This window comes from Anaerovorax odorimutans DSM 5092 (assembly GCF_000426305.1).
GTDB classification, from domain to species: Bacteria; Bacillota; Clostridia; order Peptostreptococcales; family Anaerovoracaceae; genus Anaerovorax; species Anaerovorax odorimutans.
The window spans coordinates 46449-66479 of sequence record NZ_KE384520.1; the positions used below are offsets into that span (position 1 = coordinate 46449).

Genomic DNA, 20031 nt, shown 5'->3' on the forward strand with positions numbered 1-20031 from the left:
GAGAGGGGGAAGTATTTATGCTAGATCAAGTACTTGAAGTATTTAAAAATGAATATGAAAAAAAGGGCAAAGGAATTATTATGGATACTTATAAATACTACCAAGTATGGGCATCCGTAAGAGAATAAAAAACTTTGAAAAGGAAATTAAATTCATTGCAGATAATAAGAAATCATTATCCTGAATATATAATAATTCTTGATGCTTAAACCCTGTAAAACCTCATTTTAATATTGATATTCATATTTTATAGGAGTATAATTTTATTTAAGGAAATATTTTCATAATAGGGATATTATTATAAAAAAGTATGTTTTTACTATTCTTTAAAAATGATAAAAATACTAAAAAAGATAAATGTACAAGCCAAGCGTTAAGATATCTTTTGAATATATTTGGGAATATTATCAGAATAAAATTTACAGTTCTGGTAATTTATTTTTCCCTAAAATAGACTTAAACATAAAAAATTATGAAGATTATTGTAATATTTTAATAAATTTATAACAAGTCAAATGACATGTTTCTTATTCATTTAAAAAAGTAAAGATCTTTAAAAGGAGGTAAAACAAAATGAAAAAAGTCCTTGCAGTTACCCTGATTTTTTGTATGGTATTTGTATTTTCTGCCTGCGGCAATTCCAGCAAAAACTCAGGAGACGAAATCGTTATTGGAAATTTATTACCTTTGTCCGGTACAGCTGCCTCACTAGGTAAAATTGGAAAACAGGCTCGAGATATGGCGGTGGAAGAAATCAATGAAGCCGGCGGTATCAAGTCTATGGGAGGCGCAAAGATCAAAATGATTTATGCTGACAGTAAAGGCGATTCGGCAGAAGGTGTAACTCAGACGGAAAAGCTTATTACTCAAGACGAAGTACAGCTTATTACAGGTTGTTATCAGTCAGGAGTTGCTATGGCTTCCACTGAAGTGTCTGAACGCTATGGAATTCCGTATTTTGTTCCGGTACCATCTGATGACCAGATTACAGCACGTGATTTTAAGTATGTTTTCAGATTGGCTGAAAAAACTAGCTGGCGTAACCGTGATCAGGTAAAATTTATAGAAGACTTGGCTAAACAAACTGGCACTGATATTAAGACATGGGCTATAGTATATGAAAGTTCTTCTTGGGGTCAGGGTGCTTTGACTGCGTTGAAAAAATATATTCCTGAAGCTGGATATAAAATTGTTTTGGAAGAAGCATATAACACTGGAACGACAGATTTAACTCCTGTTGTACTTAAAGTTAAAGAAGCTAAGCCCGATGTAATTCTCATGGTTGCGTATGTTTCGGAAGCTGCTCTTATGACAAATAGTTTTATTGAGCAGGGCGTTAATCCTAAAGTTTTCATCGGTACCAGCGGTGGTTTTGCAGACCCAACATACTTTGATTTAGTAGGAAATAATTGTGAATATTTCTATGATATATCTACTTGGGAACCTGATGTAAATCGTAAGTATTCCGAAGAAGTTAATAAAAAATTTGCAGAGAAATACGGATATAATATGAATGCTGAAGCAGTTAAAGCTTACAGCGCAATGTACGTTATTGCTGATGCTTTGGAACGTGCCGGATCTACAGATCCAGATGAAATTTGCAAAGCTATGGCAGAAACCAAGTTAACTGAAGGACCACAGCAGTGCTATTCTTCAGAAATCTCGTTTGATGAAACAGGTCAAATGATCAATGCACCACTTGTTATTTCACAGTTCCGTAAAGTTGATGGAGTTATGTCTCGTGTAACTGTATGGCCTAAAGAAGAAGCAAGAACTGGATGGGAGCCAGTATTTCCTTATCCGGGCGTTGGAAATGGTCCTGAAGATAAATAATACAGTAAAAATTACGGGAGTGTCATTTGGCACTCCCTGAAATGTAATAGGGGGAGTTGAAAGAATGTCATTAATGCCTGCAATTGTAAATGGTATCAGTATAGGGGCAATATATGGTTTAATAGCTATGGGGCTGACGTTAATTTTCGGTATTATGCGAGTTATTAACTTTGCACAGGGCGCCTTGCTGATGTTTTCAATGATGATATCTTATGGAATATGGACTATAACTGGAGTAAACCCATATATATTAATTATTATTGTGGGGCCTATCATGTTTTGCTTTGGTTATATTGTAGAAGTGACAATGATTCGTCCTGTATTAAAAGCGCAGAGTGATGTACGTGAGCCACTTAGCGTTTTGTTGCTGACGGCAAGTTTTGCTGTCGTATTGGAAAACTTGGCATTGATGATCTTTGGCGGAAATTATCGTATGGCACAATCCAGCTTTTCAGATAAGACTTATTCGGTTGGAGATGTATTTTTAAGTGCACCTCGTCTTTATGGCCTGATTATAGCTCTTGTGGTAAGTTTGCTGTTCTATATTTTCCTTAAAAAAACAGAGATAGGAAGGCAGCTGAGAGCTACAGGGCAAGATCGTAATACAGCAGCCCTAATGGGGATAAATGCCGAGAAGACTTTTGCAATTGCATTTGGTCTTGGTACCGCGCTACTCTCAGTAGCAGGTCTTGTTTTATTGCCTTTTTATTATGTACATCCCACTGTAGGTGAAGTTTTTATGACTAGAGCTTTTATTGTTGTTATACTTGGTGGCTTGGGCAGTGTCCCAGGTGCGTTGGTCGGTGGTATTATAATTGGATTGATTGAAACTGTAGGCGCCCAGTTTATGACTGCATCAATTACCAGTGTCTTGATTTATTTGGTATTCCTGATAGTTCTATTTGTTAAACCGTCCGGTCTGTTTGGATCGCCGTTTGAATGGTAGGTGAGAAAATATGCAGTTAAAATTAACAAAAAAACAAAAGATTAAAAAATGGAGTCTTATCATTGTTGCATTAATTCTCTTATGCATACTACCGTTTTCTCTTTCCAGAGCTTATTATGTTCACGTAGCTATCATGTGTTTATTCTGGGCATATCTATCCACTTCATGGAATATGCTGTGCGGATTTTCGGGCTTGCTTTCATTAGGTCATGGAATTTATGTTGCGGCTGGTGCATATGTGACAACTATTATATTTAATACCTTTGGATTAACCCCTTGGATTTCATTGTTATTTGCTTGTGTAGTTGCAGTTTTAATGGCTGTAATAATAGGTTTCCCTACTTTTAACCTGAGAGGTGCATACTATGCATTATCCACGGTTGCCATAGGAGAAGGTATCGTAGTTCTTCTTGAAAACTTCCGAGTTTGGAAAATTGGGAAATTAACAATTCAGATTGGCGGTGCAGAAGGCTTGACTATGCATAATATGGGCAACGCTCCGTTATATATGCAGTGGCATGGCAAAATACCATATTACTTTATGATTTTGATTATGCTGATTATTGCACTGCTTGTTTCAAGATATATAAAGGAAAACAGGTTGGGATATCAATTGGCTGCTGTTAAAGATGATGAAGATGCGGCAAGGGCTTTGGGTATTAATATTCGTAAAGTTAAACTAGAAGCTGCGATAGTTAGTGCAATTTTTACTGCCCTTGGCGGTGTATTCTATGTACTAATTATTCGATTTCTTGAACCTGAATCAGTGGCAAGTGGGGCTTACATGTCAAACCAGATTGTCTTTGGTGCCATTGTTGGCGGAAGTGGTACGGTACTTGGACCTGCAATAGGAGGATTTCTTCTGAACCTTATAAGCTCCATTATTCAGTATTTCCTTGGAGGCTCTGTGCAGGGTCTGCATTTATTCATATATGGTTTGATTGTAGCTGTTATGATTATATTTAAACCTGGCGGAATTATGAGTATCTTCGAAAAATTATACTATAAATATTTAGGTATAACTGTTTCTGAAGGTTTAGATGATGAAGAGGGAGGTGTGGATAGCAATGGGTGATAATGTTTTGGAAACAAGTGATTTGACTATCCGATTTGGCGGTTTGACTGCTATAGATCATTTAAACCTCTATGTCAATAAGGGCGAAGCGGTAGGTTTGATTGGTCCTAATGGTGCGGGTAAAACAACTGCTTTTAATATGATCTCAGGCATTTATAAACCTACAAAAGGACATATTATATTTCAGGGTGAAGATATTACAGGTATGCCGGCTAATGAAGTTTGTAAAAAAGGTATAGGCAGAACCTTTCAGGTTGTAAAACCATTTGGAGGCATGACCGTTTTGGAAAACGTTATGGTTGGCGGTTTTGCACATACTCGTAAAACTTCTGAATCCAGTAAGATTGCTAAAGAAGTTCTGCATCTTGTGGAATTAGATAAGATTGCAAATCGTAAGGCGAAAGACTTGACTTTACCTCAGAGAAAACGTCTTGAAATTGCTAAGGCACTGGCAACTAAACCAAAACTGATTCTCCTTGATGAGGTATTGGCAGGCTTGAATCCTACTGAAATCGAAGAAGCAATATTGCTGATACGTAAGATTAATGATACTAATGTAAGCGTACTTATGATAGAACATGTGTTACAGGCTATTATGGCTATTTGCTCAAGAATATACGTATTAGATTATGGAAAACTTATTGCAACCGGAAGTCCCGATGAAGTAACAAAAAATCCGGATGTAATTAAAGCATATTTAGGTGATGATTATGAAGCTACTTGAGATTAATAAATTAAATTCTGGTTATGGAGATGTTCAGGTATTAAAAGATATTTCTCTTACTATTGAACAGGGAGAGATTGTAAGTATTGTAGGAGCCAACGGGGCAGGCAAGACAACGCTAATGAAGACTATATCTGGGCAGATTCATGCGTACAGCGGAGAAATCTTATTTATGGGTGAACAGGTAGAGCATCTTCCGGCACATAAAATTGCAGCAAAGGGCATTATACAAGTTCCGGAAGGAAGAAAGCTATTCCCTTTTATGACTGTTTATGAAAATTTATTAATAGGTAGTACCATGAAGCATGTACGTAAATCAAGACAAAAGAACTTAGAGTATATATTTGACCTTTTACCACGATTAAAAGAAAGAGGCAATCAAGTTGCCAGTACGCTTTCCGGTGGTGAACAGCAGATGCTTGCTATCGGTAGAGCCTTGATGGAAAATCCTAAAATTTTAATGTTGGATGAACCGTCTTTAGGGCTTTCTCCATTACTTGTAGGTACGGTATTTGAGATTATAGAAACCATTTCAAAAGCTGGGACTACAGTTATGCTGGTTGAACAAAATGTAAAACGGGCACTTAAACTCAGCAAGCGTACTTATGTTTTGGAGAATGGTATCATTGCAATGGAAGGAGATTCTTCCCAGCTTATTGATGATCCTCATATAAAGAAAGCATATTTAGGTTTGTAAGTGCACAAATGTATACAACGAAGTTAGATAAAGAATGGAGGAATAAAAATGGACTATACTAGTAAAATTAAACATTGGGATGATATAAAATTAGGTGACGTAGAAACTTTTACAAAAACAATTTCAGAGACAGATGTTATTTTATGGGTTGGTCTAACGGGGGACTTAAATCCCGTACACATAGATAAAGAGTATGCAAAAACCACTCGTTTCAAAGACGTAATTGTTCCGGGATTGATGGTTGCAGGACTTATTTCAACTGTTATGACGCAATCAACTTTTGGCAATGTTTATTCAGGTCAGACACTTAAATTTTTAAAGCCTGTGTATGTTGGAGATACTATCACAGCTGTGGCAACTGTAATAGAAAAGATGGAGGAAAAACACAGAGTAAAAATTAAGACTGAATGTTATAATCAAAAAGAAGAGTTAGTTATTGTTGGAGAAGGCCAAGAATATATAATGTAAAATTTAAATATGAATGAATAATTTTTTATATAATAATAAGAATCTTACTAAAACAGTAAGATTCTTATTATTATATAGTCTCAATCTTTTAATGAAAGCCAATGGGGTATATATGGTAGTTTGCTATAATAACTATAAGTATTTTAGTTATTATTTTTCTCATGAATTTTATTATCGTTGGAAATGCATTTATCTATAAAGTCATCTATCTCTTTTTTATTCTCATACATATATTTTGTATCAAGTTTTAAATATTTTATTTCATTTAATTGTTTTTCAGATTTACTTTTTATGTCATTTCTTACAGACCATGCTCCATTTTGGAGATAGGGTTTATAGCCCTCACCTTGACCGTCCGTTTCTCCTAAAATCCATCTTATGAAAAGTTTGGCAGAATTTATATTTTTACACCCTCCTGCTAACATAATATCGTTAGAGGAGTATACACCTGAAAATATATCCATATCAAAGATAGGCTGAATTTTATATCCAAGTTTTTTCATTCTGATTTTACTGGAGATCATAATACCTATTGGGGGATCAATTTGACCAGGAGTTCCTACCATTTCAAAAACTTCATCACTTGAGTTAACGAGAATTAGTCCGTTATTAAACAGTAATCTTAAAAATGCTTCGCCGGCAGTTTCATTAGCAAGTAATGGGACTTGCTTTCCATAAAGATCATAATAAGCTTTCTCCATAGCCTCATTATTTTTTAAAATCATGCTTACAAATCCTTTAGTGGATATTGATTTAAAAGGACTGGACATAACTACTTTATCTTTGTATTTTTCCTCTGTAAGTTCCCACCAATTATGTATAGGAGGAGAATCATAAACTTCGGAATTATAGAAAATTTGCTGTAGTTCAATTACTATTGGAAGAAGTGGCTGCATATTTGCAGATGGTATTTTCTTTGCAATATCATATGGCATGTAATTAAAAACAGCACCATTTGGAAGAAGTTTTTGAGATAAATCTCCATTATCATCACAAAACACAATATCACAAGCATATTCTTTTGCTGCAAATTTGCGAGATAGTGTATTAAGAAGATCAACACTTCTAATATCTTCAATATAAACAGTTAAACCGGGATATTGTTTTTCAAAAGATTTTTTTACATCCATAATACGTGTGGAATTACTGTAAATAATCAATGTATCTTCAGATAAAGCCTTTTGATATAGTTCTTCAGGATTTTCCTTTGCATCAAGCTTAGCATTTTTCAGCCAGCTTTCCATTTCTTCGCTAAGTTGATTTTTCGTATCCAAGGAAGCAGCAGTATCAATTGTATTATTATGTTTCGCACAAGATGTTATTGAGAGTACTGTAATTGTAATTACTAATAAAATAATAGCTTTTTTCATTTATGTTACCTCTAATTACTATTTTGCAGAGAATTGTACGAATTTTGGATTGCTGTAAGCAATTTGTCAATTTCCAGACTTTTATACTGATTTATATATTCTGTCCATTGAAGATCGTCATAAGGATCTAATTCTCCTTTGATAAATTTTTGAAGATTTATATCAGTATAAAGATTAATATTTCTTTTGATCTCCGATAATTCTGATGCTTTATCACCATCAAATATTATTGTTTTAATATAATCCTTAGGTCTATATTGACGGTAAAGCTTGTAAGCATGAGCATTGATATACTCCTGATCAAATTCTATTCCATTCCAAGCTACCCCATGAGTATATTCTGTATATGCGAAAAATGGTCCAAGTTCTTGGATATTTTTATTTTGAACCTTATTACGTAATTGATTTTTAACAAGAATAACAGCATGATTTCCAAATAGATCAATATCATCTGAATTGGCGTAGACCCAATCAACACCTTCTTGTCCATAGCGACCAATTAAAAAGGCCTGCTTGCTTAGCATCAATTCAAAAATATGAAAAACAGTATCAGGATCTTTACAGGTTGATGTTATAACGCCGTTAGGTTTTGGGAGAGGTGTTTGGATTGTAGCGTAGGGAGTACCGTAATCACCTGTAAGAGGAGGGACACGGACATAATTGCTCATAATTTCAGGGGATCTTGATAAAAGTATATCGGTTATACTTGAACTTGTAAAAGCACCTAATAAATTACGAGGATCATTGGCAAGCTGTACAAGCTGATTATGGTTTATATTAAACTGAAAAGAGTCTAAAAGATTATCTTTGTATAGATCATGAATATATTGAACTGCTTGTCTCCACTTTGGATCAAAAGGAGCAAAATATACGATTCCATCTTGTACAATCATTCTGCAGTTTTCGGTGTCATTATATATAAATGAATTGATAAGGAAGTTGTAAGATTGTTCGCTTAGAATATCAGTACTTCCTGCAAGAGGAATTTCATCACTTTGACCGTTTCCATTAGGGTCCATGTTTTTAAATGCTTGTAAAGTATCTTTAAATTCATCTAAAGTATTTGGTATTGGTAAGTTAAGAGCCTTGAGCCAGCTTTGATTTATCCACATAATTTGTGGGTATTTTTCCTCTATGGAAGTATCTAAACCGGGCATATAATAAATGTTACCATCGGTAGAAGTCATGGCTTTTTTTAAATCGTAAAGGGGAAAATCAGAAAAAATATTTTTCATTAAAGAGGATTTCTTAATATAGCTATTTAAAGGGATAATATAGCCTTTCTCACCATATTCCTGCAATATAGAGTTGACAGAAGCAGTATTATCCTCACATGGGAAAGAAAATAATGCATCTACAGTAATATTTTCGGAGCGAAACATTTGAGAGAGATATTCAGAAGTATAATCCTTTGGAATTAAAACGAATTTAAGTTTTACGCCCATTTCGTTTTCAATCCATTCTTTATAATAGTTAGTTGAAATATCTTGGATATAAGGGTTAGCAGGAATTCCAATGGTTATAACATTATCTTCAGTAGCAGAAGATGAATAATATTTTATTTGTGAAAAAGAAAGTATAATAAAAAGAATAATAATATTTATTAAGATTAATTTTACTTTTTTAACCATATGTAACCTCATATCTATTGAAATTTTCCTTTCTTTAGTATACTATAACATGGAAAATATTCGCAAGTATTTGCAAAAAAAATGTGAAAATTCAACAAAGAGTTGTGAATATATTACAAATGATTTTTTTGCTCTATAAAGGAATATCTTGTAAAATGTTTTTGAACATAAAATTATAAATATTATGTAATAAATTATGTAATAAAAATTTTGTACTATGATACAAATTAAAATATAATCTACAATGGAGGAATCTATGCATAGCGTTTATCTTATTGATGATGATCCTTTAATAATTGAAAACTTAATAAAAACTGTTCAATGGATGGAAAATGGTTTTCAAGTTGTGGGAAGCAGCATTGATCCTCATCATGCTGTTGAAGAAATTATTGAATTTTCTCCTGATGTTGTTTTCAGTGATTTAAGAATGCCAACTATGAGTGGGACACAGTTGATTAAGATTCTGAAAGATAACGATATTTCGTGTGAATTTATTTTGCTTAGTGCCTTTGGAACTTTTGAAGATGCGAGAAATTTTTTCCTTATGGATGGATTTGATTATCTTTTAAAACCTCTTCAGCAAGCAGATGCAGAGATTGTATTGGAACGTTTGAGCCGAAAATTAGCTAAAAAAGAATGTATTCAGCCATCTGTTTCTTTTGCACCAACCAGCAATGCTAATTTTGATGATTTAGTAAAATATTTATCAGATAATTTTTTTAAGAAGATTACTCTCAATTTTCTGAGCAAAAAATTTAATATTAGTTCCAATTATATATGTAATTTGTTTGCAAAGCATTATAATTCAACTTTGACAATTTTTCTCACTAATTTACGTATGAATGAAGCCGCTGCGCAAATAAAGGCTTCGGAACGACCTTTTAAAGAAATTGCAATAGATTGCGGATATAAAGACTATTTTTATTTTTGCAGAGTTTTTAAAGAGTATTATGGTATCACACCGAGTCAATATAGGGAAGATAGTTTACTGAAATGAATATAAAGAAAAAATATTATATGTGGAGCATGATTTTGATTGCATTTGTATTTTTGGTATGGGGAATCTTTTATTATTATTTAACGGAGCTCATTCAAAAAAATACACAGTTACAGCTTAATAATACTGGGAATCAGATTATGAAAGATTTAGGTGATGAGTTTTATAATATGGAGCAAATTACATTTACACTTTCTCAAAGTGAAATGGTGAAAGCTTTTGTATCAGAGGATAGTGTAAAAGAATATTATCTTCGTGCCCAGCCGATTAATGAAATGATTTTAGGTATGATTTCCAATGAAAGCATGATTGGAAGTGTTATTACTTATAATAAAGAAGGAGTTTTTTATCGTTTTCTCGGAGAACAAGGCAATACAGAATGTGATAAGATTTATTATATGATACGTGACAAAGAATCTCCTGAGCATTTAGTGATAAAGACTAAAGATAAAAGACTTATTGGTTATGGCAGTGGTATTTATAATATAAATAATAATCGGATTGGAGCAGTTGTTGTTCTTCTTGATGAAGAGGCAATTCTTACAAGGCTTGATGAATATAATCAACCTGATACACTGCATATATCAGTAGCGGCTAAAAATGAAATAGTTATTTCAGATACAAAAGAGTTAATGGGAAAAGATATACAAGATGTTCGTAAAAATGCTTATTATTATGCTAAGAAACATATGGGAATAACCCCATTCTCAATATTGGTAACAGCAGATATTGGTTATTTAGAATCATCAAAGTTTTATTTTACAGTAGCAGCTCTAATTACAGGAATCGCTCTTGTGTCTTTACTCCTTATTTTTGGGTTTGCAATGAGAAAATATTTTTTCAAACCTATGATACGTGTTTTGGAAAGTGTAGAGCATTTGGATCTAGAAAAAACTCCAGGCTCCTTGTCTTATATAGGAAGTGAAGAATTTGATAAGCTTGTAATAAAATTAAATGAGATGCTCAGAAAGATTGATACAAAGAATAAAAACATACAAGAAGCAATGCTTTTAGTAAAAAATACAGAAATTAAGAGGCAAAAAGCAATAATTCTTTCGTTAAAAAAGCAGATAAATGCGCACTTTACTGTGAATATGCTTAATCTTATTCGAATACTTGTGACGAAAAAAGAATTAGAACGTGCTGTGGATTTGTGTGATGGCCTTTCTATGCTGGTGCGTTATGCCCATGATGAAGATGAATTTATTAATATTTGGGATGAATTTTACATTTTACAAAGCTATATCAATATTATGAACATTAGATATAACAATAAATTTGAAGTAAACTTTGATTTGGATGACAGATTGATGGATTATAAAATGCCGCGTATGCTGCTTCAGCCTATTGTTGAGAATGCTGTAGTTCATGGGTACAGTAATTTTAAAAATAAATGTCTGATTGATATCTCGGCTAAAGTTGAGGCAGACAAAATTTCTATTCATATTAGGGATGAAGGGGAAGGGCTATCGGAGGAACTTTTTTCAGAACTAAAACTGCGGATGGAAAATTCTGCTTCGGAGCCTGAATCCACAGGAGGAATTGAAAAAGTTGCAATGATTAATATCAATCGCAGGATAGGGTATTATTATGGAGATGAGTACGGTCTTGTGCTTAAAAATGTGATACCTCATGGTCTGGAAGTAGATATTATTATAGGAAAAGTTCCCAAATGTAATGTAGATGTATAAGAAAATACACATGGTGTAGGAAAACTAAAAACTAGTATAAAATAAAAGAGCAATTTATTTTATGAATCGAAATCTGTAAGGCAGACAGGTAAAATAATTAAAAATATTTAAAATTATGCGATCACATAAGTGGTCGTATTTTTTTGCTGATTGTTTGATTTTCCAATTTAAGACAAAGGCATGTGAAGATAGTCTATACCAATAATAGATAAAATCAAATAAAATTAAATCAAAAAAAGAGATAACAAAAGAAAGGGAAAGTGTTATGAATAAAAACGTATATAAAAAAAGTTTAGCATTGCTGATAGTCGTGAGCATGTTGGTAACCTTATTACCGGTTACTGCTTCGGCTTTAAGCTTTCCAACGCCAACAGGGCTGAAACTGGGAATAGGAGAGATTGGCAATGAGCATTATTCAGGAGGATATACAGAGCTTGGTTTACATTTTGATAGAGTGGAAGAAATAGAAGATGAGATGTATGCATATTCTTTTCAAGTGGACATAAACGGCAGGATCAATAATGATAGCTGGATAGACAAAATTCAGGGGGGGAGTGTTAATCCTTTTGTTGGATTGTGTGGTTGGATTACACGTAATGGAGAAAGTGTTGCTGAACGTTACATCGATTCGGTTACTATTTCTTTTACAGATGATAATAATGAAAACAATGGTCCATCTGCTACATTGAATACTAATATTACTGTTGAACAGGTTGAGAGCGATGCTGCTTATACGGCCTATTATGTGGGAACAAAAAATCCTTATCCGCCGGATGATCAATATTATCATCCAGATGATAAAGAAGCTACCTTTAAGGTTAGAGGAGTACCGGTCGAACATACATTTGAATTTGTGTATGGACAAGTGTATGGACAAGGAGGATCTATAATAGAGTCAAATTCAAACGGTATAGTCGATATTAGAGATCAATATCCGCACTATAATGCTAAATGGAATTATGGCTTGGGAGATATGGTAGTTGATGCAAATGATGAATACTATCTTGATGTATACGATACTCATATAATAGATGATACGACTGCAACATTAACAATTACCCGCCATCCGGTAAATTTTGTTTTTGATAGTTTTCAAGCAACTGTTGAAGGAAATCTTACTTACAACGGCAGCCAAATTACACCGAATATTATAGTGAAAACTACAGATGAGACACCAGTAACTTTAACAGAAGGAACAGATTATACGGTATCTTTTGAAAAGAATGGTTCTGCTATTTCTGCAAATGAAGTAAAAAATGCAGGAAACTATACAGTTGTTATTAGTGGAAAAGAAGGAAGCGAATATGAGGGAAAAGTTGCAACTAAATCTTTTACCATAGCAAAAGCAACTCCAAATAACCCGGAGCCTATTACCGGAATTACAGCAGAATATGGAAAAACTCTTGCGGATATAGTCTTGCCATCAGGGTTCAGCTGGCAGGACGCAAAAACTACCTTGGTAGGGAATGTAGGAAACAATACATTTAAAGTGCAGTATACTCCGGATGAGGAGAATTATAATGCTATTACAGGAATTGATGTTACGATTACAGTAACAAAGGCAAATCAGGAGGTACCGGTTCTTAATTTGTCATCGGAGACTGGCATTTTAGGATTAACCCCGCCTGCATTGAAGCTAACTGGAGGCAGTGGCACAGGTGCACTTCATTATGTGAGCAGCAATCCTGACGTTGCTGCGGTGGATGAGGCTACAGGAGCGATTTCTGTCAAAGGGGTTGGAACTGCAACTTTTACTGTAACAAAGGATGGAGATTCAAACTATAATGCGTCAAGCCAGAGTGCCGGAGTTACACTTACAGTAAAGGACAAGATAGATTTGACTGTTAAGGATACTGCAGCAACAGAAACAGCATTAGTTGCCCATTTAAAAAATCAAGGTCAAATTAACGTAGGAACACCATTAAGAATTGGCTTGACCAATAACTTTACAGTTGATGTAAAAGGGAAGAAAGCTTTGACTACTTATGCCAGCAGTGATACACAGCAAGGAGAAGCTAAGTGGATTGGGTTGATTATTGGAAATTTGAAAGTTAATAATGGTTCTTCTTATCTTATGACGGATTTATACTATAAAACTGCTGAAGCAGGAAGCTATGCAAAGCTCACAGAGAAGGATAAAAATGAATCATTACAAGTTGGCGGAACGGATAAAGAATTGGTATTATGGATCAAATCAGATGTAGATACTACAAAAAATATTTGGCTTGCAACCTCTGCAAGCGGAGAAAATGAAACTAAACTGACTGTTAACTTTACGCCATATTCAGATTCTCCAAGTGGCGGAGATAATGATGAAAATAGTGGCAGCCATAGTAGCGGGCACAGTGGAGGGCACAGTGGCGGTTCTTCAACGACAACAACAAATAAAACAACAAATTCCACAGAAGTAAAAACAACTTCGCAAGAAACAACTACCATATCAACGTCTGTGAATGCCACAACAGATGCAAAGGGAAAAGCTTCTATCACAATGCCTGCGAAAACTATTACAGGACTCATTGAAAAGGCCAAAGAGGCAGAAAAGCAGGATAAAAAAGCTGTAATAGAAATTAGTGTAAAAACAGATGCAGCTGCAAAAGCTGCGGAAGTGACAATTGAAAAAGCTGTTTTTGGTACTATTATAAAAGAAACAAAAGCAGGGATGAAAATTGAAACTGGAATCGGTTCCATTATCTTTGACCAAAAAGCGATGAAAACAATTGGGGATAAGGGGAATGAAGATGTCAGTATTCGTATGGAAAACGTTGATAAAATAAATCTTTCTGATGAAGTAAAAAATTTAGTTGGCGAAAATCCGGTTTATGATCTAACTGTTTTATCAGGAGATACGAAAATCAGCTCCTTTGATGGCGGCTTGGCAAGCATCAGCATTCCGTATACATTAAAATCCGGAGATGATAAAAATGCAGTAGTTGTTTATTATATAGACGATAATGGAAATCTTCAGACCGTACGAGGTAAGTATAATGATAAAACAAAAAATGTAGATTTTGTTGTAGGTCATTTCTCACAATATGCAGTAGGCTACAATAAAATTATGTTTTCTGATGTAAGCAACAGCGCATGGTATTCTGATGCTGTTACGTTCCTGTCAGCGCGTGGAATTGCAAATGGAACATCACAAACTACATTCAGTCCCAATGTGGCTATAACAAGGGGTGAGTTTCTTGTAATGCTTATGAGAGCATATGGAATTGAACCGAAGGAAAACAGTGTAAGCAACTTTGCAGATGCAGGAAATACATACTATACGGCTTATCTTGCTGCAGCAAAAGAATTAAATATTACACAAGGTGTGGGTAGTGATCTCTATAAGCCTAATGCTAAGATCAGTCGTCAGGACATGTTTACTATGTTGTATCGTGCACTCGAGGTACTAGGTGAAGTTCCAGATAAAAATTCAATGGCATCTTCTGCACAATTTACTGATTCACAAGAGATAGCAGACTATGCAAAATCTTCTGTAGAGGCGTTGGCAGATGCAGGTATTATTTCTGGAAGCAATGGAAAACTTGATCCTATAGGAGAATCAACAAGAGCACAAATGTCACAGATTATATTTAATCTGTTGTCTGAATAAATTTGTAAGATAAAAAAACACCAGTTTAAAGTTTAAGTAAAAAATAGGGCGGAGAAATATAAAAATCTCCGCTCTATTTTATGTGTGTCGGTAGAATTTTTTATGACATGATAAATAAAATGTACAATTTAAGACATATGAATGTGAAAATAATCTATACCTTAAAATGAAATTATGAAATAAACTTATAGGGGAACTTAATAATATGTAAAAAGAGAGCTTAGACTACTGCTATTTATTTATAAAAAAGAGGCAGTAAATGTGGCATCAATAAATATTATTAAAATTAGATAAAAGGAGCATAACTTATGCAAGATTTCAGCAGTTCAAAACCAAATGATAATATTAATAATTTTCAATCTAACCCAATAGAAAATCAAAACAAGAAAATGGCGCCGCCGCCGCCACCAATACCAAATCAGAAAACAACGGCAGCAGCACCGCTGCCGCCAATACCAAACCAGAAAACAATGGCAGCACCACTGCCACCAATAACGAATGAAAAAATAATGGCACCGCCGCCGCCAATACCAAACCAGAGAACAACGGCACCACCGCCGCCAATACCAAATCAGAAAACGACGGCAGCACCACCCACGATACCAAATCAGAAAACGACGGCAGCAGCACCGCCGCCGCCAATACCAAACCAGAGAACGATGGCAGCACCACCGCCGCCAATATCAAACCAGAGAACGATGGCAGCACCACCGCCGCCAATATCAAACCAGAGAACAATGGCAGTGCCACCGTCACCAATACCAAATCAGAAAACAACGGCAGCAGCACCGCCACCAATACCAAATGAAAAAACAATGGTAGCGCCACCGCCGCCAATACCTAATTATAAAGCAGAAGCACCACGAACAATAACAAATAAAACAAATATTGAAAATAAAGTTCATACTTCAGCAGATAAAATAAAAGAAGCTTCTGATAAAATAAAACAAAAATCAGATAAAATAAAACAAAAAGTTGAGAATTTGAACAAGGAAGAATCTGTAAATAATATAAAAAAATATTTAAAAATTGCTTTGGACTGTTTATCAAAAATATATATAATAGACTTTTTCAGAAGATTGTTTAAAAAGAATAATATTGGAACTATTATATTTCTAGCTTTGAACCTTCTTCTATACATAGCTTTATTTGGCGGTTTTGCTATGCCTCAAATAATTCCTATGGCTATATTTCTTTATATAATAAGCTTAATGATTGCACTCTCTCCTTTTGGGGAATTTATTTTACGATTTCAAAGTGGCTGTAAAAAATTAAGTAAATTTAAAAATAAAGAACAAGCACAGCGAATACAACGAATTTTTGAAGAAGTTTATGCTAAAGCAAGAGAATTTGATCCTTCAATATCACCAAAAGTAAAAATATTTATTTCTAAAGATGAAGATATGAATGCCTTTGCAACAGGAAGAAAAACCGTTTGTGTGACAAAAGGTCTTTTGAAGCTTAGTGATGGAGAAATTAAAGGGATTTTAGGGCATGAATTCGGACATTTAGCCCATAAAGATACAGATCTTTTACTTGTTATTCTTGTCAGCAATATACTTCTCAGTATTATGTTTGTTATTCTTAGAGTTATTGTGACATTGTTTATTTTCCTAATAGGTGAGGGGGAAAGCAGCTTTGGAGGTATAGGGAATCTTATTGTAAGGATACTTGTAGATTTGCTTTTACTATCCCTTATTAAATTATGGACAAAATTGGGTGTGCTGCTTGTTATGCATTCAAGCAGACAAAATGAGTTTGAAGCTGATAAATTTTCAGCTGAAATAGGTTATGGAAATGAACTTGCCTGTGGATTAAACACAATAGATGGAGATTCATTTAAAAAAGGCTTTTTCGCCAGCCTTAGATCATCTCATCCTGATACAACAGATAGAATAGATAGAGTTAAAAACTGGTTATCTGTAAATAAAAAAGAATTTGTTCCCAATAATATTTCATCAATAAATACTTATTCGGCTGGAACAGCTCCTATGGGGATGGCAGCAGCTTTCCCTCCTTCACCAAAAGCACAAAAGCCTGTGCCTAATAAGCCAATAGAATTTATGAGGACAGAAGAGATTGAAATAAATAATTTTTGTTACGGCAGATTCAGTGAAGATGGACGTATGCATTATGGGCAAGTACTTAATATACAGGATGTTTATGCAGATTTTCTATTTTTAAATAATAATCGCGAATGGGTTCATATAAACTGTCTTACTTCTGTTAAAGATGCATTGAATCAATTGAAAGCTTTTGGATTTAATAAGCAAAAGGGTACTTATGATCCTTGTCATATACAGCAGAAAAATCCTGACGGAAATGCAGTTGTCAAATTTAATGACGGAAGAGTGGAAATGTTAAACGAAAAATCATTAATATTTATATGTCCACCGAATATGTAATATCAGAAAGTGGGGAAAAAATTATGCAGCATTATATTGCACCGGAAGGATTTAGTTTTGATGAAAATACAGGGTTATATTATAAGTATGATTATATAGATGAGCAACACGGAGGGCAGACATGCTGGATTACATGGTTTGATGCAGATACTGGTGAATATAGTCAGCAGTGCTGTGAAATTTCTGACTCAACAGGTGAAGCAAATGATACAGTCGAAATTGATCCTCCTGAAATTAATTTACAGCCAGAATCTGAAGAGGGGCAATATTTGTCTCCTGAGGGTTTTGAACTTGATGATGAAAGCCGACGTTATTTTAAAATTGATTATGTAAACGAAGATGACGGCAGTATTACAAAATGGATCACATGGTTTGATTGTGTAAGCGGTGAATATACACAGGAAAATATAAATAACTTTAATCCTTCTTATGAGAGTTCGCAGACTCAAGAAATCAATATTGTTCAGCAAGAGGTTGAATCCGTTGAAGAAAGTTCTTTAACAGAAGAATATAACATTGATAAAATGAACTTAATGGAAAGTGATAACACTGACACAGAGATTAATTCAGAAGAGTTATTTGACCAGGAAAATTATGTTTCTCCTGAAGTTAACTTACAGTCAGAATCTGAAGATGAACAATATTTGCCTCCTGAGGGTTTTCAACTTGATGGTGGAAGCGGGCTTTATTATTCAATTTATACATATGATGATGAATTGGGGAATACAGTGGACTTTGTTACTTGGTTTGATACACAAACTGGCGAATATGCACAGGTTGAGTACTTAATCAAGGATTACCAATATACTGAACAGAGTTTACCTATACCTGAAGAAATTACTGTGAAAGAGGATTTTAATGAAGAAGAATTTAATAAGGAGGATAATAGAAGTACCAAACCTCAAAAACAAATCTTAGCTCTTTGTGTTCTAATCGTAGCTATTGTAATTGGAATAACATGGCATTATGGAATATTTGACAATATAAATTTCCCATTTATAGGGCATGAAAAAGAAACCGATAAAGAAGTAATGAAATCTGCTGAGACGTGTGATTGCAGTTTACAAGTTCAGATTATATCACCAGAGGAAGCGGTTATAAAATTGGAAGTTCCCAATATGAAATCAAATTATCCGGCTTATGACTCTTCAAGAGATGATGGAGATATGATCTGTGATTGGGAAGTCTTATTTGGAGAATATTCTGTAGCGTTAAATTCTTTCAATGAAAAAAGTGAAAAAGGGGAAAAAGTAAAACCTGAAGAGATGCAGTCATATCTATGGCAATATGAAAAGAATGGTGATGCCAGTACTATAGCAGAGTTAGATGAAACAAATATTGAGGGTAATGTTATAGAATGGACTGTTGATATGCCAATAGAAGATTTTGATTTCAATAATATAAAAAAATATAAAGTTCAAATTATGAATAACGGAAATATTACAAGTTCGGTATTTAATTCTGAAGATGTGGTAAATACAAAAAAGATTTTAACATCCTCATTTAGTCATACAAGTTTATATTCTCTTTTAGCAGATGAAGATGAAGATTATATTTATACAATTAATCAGTCAGAACCTTATCTGTTTACGCAGGGCGATGAAGAAATGAAAACTTATGAATATATAGAACAACAGACAGATCCTAATTGGAGGCCCTCAACGTATAATATAGGAGGAGAGATATACAGGATAAAAAAGAATGATAAAAATGCAGTCCCTGAAAAAATAATTTCTTTAGGAGATGATATAAAGACAGCTTCTTCCATTGCTGTTATTGGTAACTATATCTATTTCTCTTCCAAAATCAATAACGATACAAACCAGTATGCTTATTTTAAAGCACCAAAAAAAGGTGGCGAGGTTGAGCATATATTTGATGAAGATGAGGCATTTATGCGAGGGTATGAGGGAGATCTATATTTACTTTTCAGTGATAGAAATGAATATGGTTGTTTTAATACTAAAAAAGAAGAAATGAAATATGTGAATATAGATACTACAAAGCTATGTGATGTATTGAGTGGTGGAGCAAAATCTGAATTTCATATGTTTAAGCCTTTCTCAATTTGTGACGATGAGATGTATTTAGGCGGAAGTTATGATTATATAGCATATTATTCGAGAATAAATTTAGCTGACGGAAATATATCAAGAGTAGGAAAATTTTCGTTGTTGGATATAGATTCTTCGGATGAAGATTTTGTTTCTGCTTACGGAGTTAATCCTATTTATTACAATAATCATTTTATTGTAAATGAAGATCTTAATGCTTTCCTTTGCAGAATAAGTGAAGATCTTATTGCCGTGGATAAGTCTAATAATGGAGCGGGATTAGTTTTTAAAAGTATTAAAACAAATGGAGACAAACTAGATATTAATCAAGTTTTTGACATGAAATTGAGTGACAATTCTAAGCCATATGCTGCAGTAGGAAATTGGATTTTATTAAATGATAAAGCTATTTGTATAGAGTCACAGAAGATTAAAAAAACAATATGGTTTAAAGATGAAAAAGATAAGACAAAGAAATGGAATCTTGAGCAAGTTGAAAAAATGACATATTAATTATCGCTGATATATTCAATTATCAA

Annotated in this window: 13 protein-coding genes; 11 read left to right on the top strand and 2 right to left on the bottom strand. The window is 33.9% G+C overall.

Going from position 1 to position 20031, the window contains the following annotated elements:
- Positions 1 to 573 precede the first annotated feature (573 nt).
- From K292_RS17500 to K292_RS0115060, 6 genes are all read left to right on the top strand, one after another.
- A complete protein-coding gene (locus tag K292_RS17500) occupies positions 574 to 1833 on the top strand; it encodes an ABC transporter substrate-binding protein (RefSeq protein ID WP_051280857.1) in 1260 nt (419 codons plus the stop codon).
- A gap of 64 nt (positions 1834 to 1897) precedes the next feature.
- Positions 1898 to 2779, top strand: coding sequence for a branched-chain amino acid ABC transporter permease (locus K292_RS0115040; protein WP_027400529.1), 882 nt, complete (start codon positions 1898 to 1900; stop codon positions 2777 to 2779).
- 10 nt (positions 2780 to 2789) lie between these two features.
- The gene (locus K292_RS17505) at positions 2790 to 3854 is read left to right on the top strand and encodes a branched-chain amino acid ABC transporter permease (RefSeq protein WP_051280859.1); all 1065 of its coding nucleotides are present in this window, start codon (positions 2790 to 2792) and stop codon (positions 3852 to 3854) included.
- Entirely contained in the window at positions 3847 to 4578 is a 732-nt protein-coding gene (locus K292_RS0115050; protein ID WP_037373387.1) for an ABC transporter ATP-binding protein, read from the top strand. Before K292_RS17505 ends, K292_RS0115050 begins: the two co-directional genes overlap by 8 nt.
- Positions 4565 to 5275 (top strand): ABC transporter ATP-binding protein, encoded by a 711-nt coding sequence (locus K292_RS0115055; RefSeq protein WP_027400531.1) that lies wholly within the window; start codon positions 4565 to 4567, stop codon positions 5273 to 5275. The genes K292_RS0115050 and K292_RS0115055 overlap by 14 nt, the downstream gene beginning before the upstream one ends.
- Before the next feature lie 48 nt (positions 5276 to 5323).
- Positions 5324 to 5743 carry a MaoC family dehydratase gene (locus K292_RS0115060; protein ID WP_027400532.1) on the top strand — a complete coding sequence of 140 codons (420 nt, stop codon included), beginning with the start codon at positions 5324 to 5326 and terminating at the stop codon, positions 5741 to 5743.
- 143 nt (positions 5744 to 5886) lie between these two features.
- On the opposite strand, the gene K292_RS0115065 is transcribed toward K292_RS0115060, so the two are convergent.
- A complete protein-coding gene (locus K292_RS0115065) occupies positions 5887 to 7113 on the bottom strand; it encodes an ABC transporter substrate-binding protein (RefSeq protein ID WP_027400533.1) in 1227 nt (408 codons plus the stop codon).
- Between the two features lie 11 nt (positions 7114 to 7124).
- Positions 7125 to 8744, bottom strand: a complete 1620-nt coding sequence (locus K292_RS0115070) for a type 2 periplasmic-binding domain-containing protein (RefSeq protein WP_027400534.1) — start codon at positions 8742 to 8744, stop codon at positions 7125 to 7127.
- A gap of 256 nt (positions 8745 to 9000) precedes the next feature.
- On the opposite strand from K292_RS0115070, the gene K292_RS0115075 reads away from it, so the two are divergent.
- The 5 genes from K292_RS0115075 (at position 9001) to K292_RS0115095 (ending at position 20005) form a co-directional block, all read left to right on the top strand.
- Positions 9001 to 9741, top strand: a complete 741-nt coding sequence (locus K292_RS0115075) for a response regulator transcription factor (protein ID WP_027400535.1) — start codon at positions 9001 to 9003, stop codon at positions 9739 to 9741.
- A complete protein-coding gene (locus tag K292_RS0115080; protein ID WP_027400536.1) occupies positions 9738 to 11432 on the top strand; it encodes a sensor histidine kinase in 1695 nt (564 codons plus the stop codon). Before K292_RS0115075 ends, K292_RS0115080 begins: the two co-directional genes overlap by 4 nt.
- A gap of 265 nt (positions 11433 to 11697) precedes the next feature.
- The gene (locus tag K292_RS0115085) at positions 11698 to 15033 is read left to right on the top strand and encodes an S-layer homology domain-containing protein (RefSeq protein ID WP_027400537.1); all 3336 of its coding nucleotides are present in this window, start codon (positions 11698 to 11700) and stop codon (positions 15031 to 15033) included.
- Positions 15034 to 15341: 308 nt separating this feature from the next.
- Positions 15342 to 17438, top strand: a complete 2097-nt coding sequence (locus tag K292_RS0115090) for a zinc metalloprotease HtpX (RefSeq protein ID WP_027400538.1) — start codon at positions 15342 to 15344, stop codon at positions 17436 to 17438.
- 23 nt (positions 17439 to 17461) lie between these two features.
- Complete coding sequence (locus K292_RS0115095) at positions 17462 to 20005, top strand: hypothetical protein (protein ID WP_156900554.1); 2544 nt, start codon at positions 17462 to 17464, stop codon at positions 20003 to 20005.
- Positions 20006 to 20031: the final 26 nt, after the last annotated feature.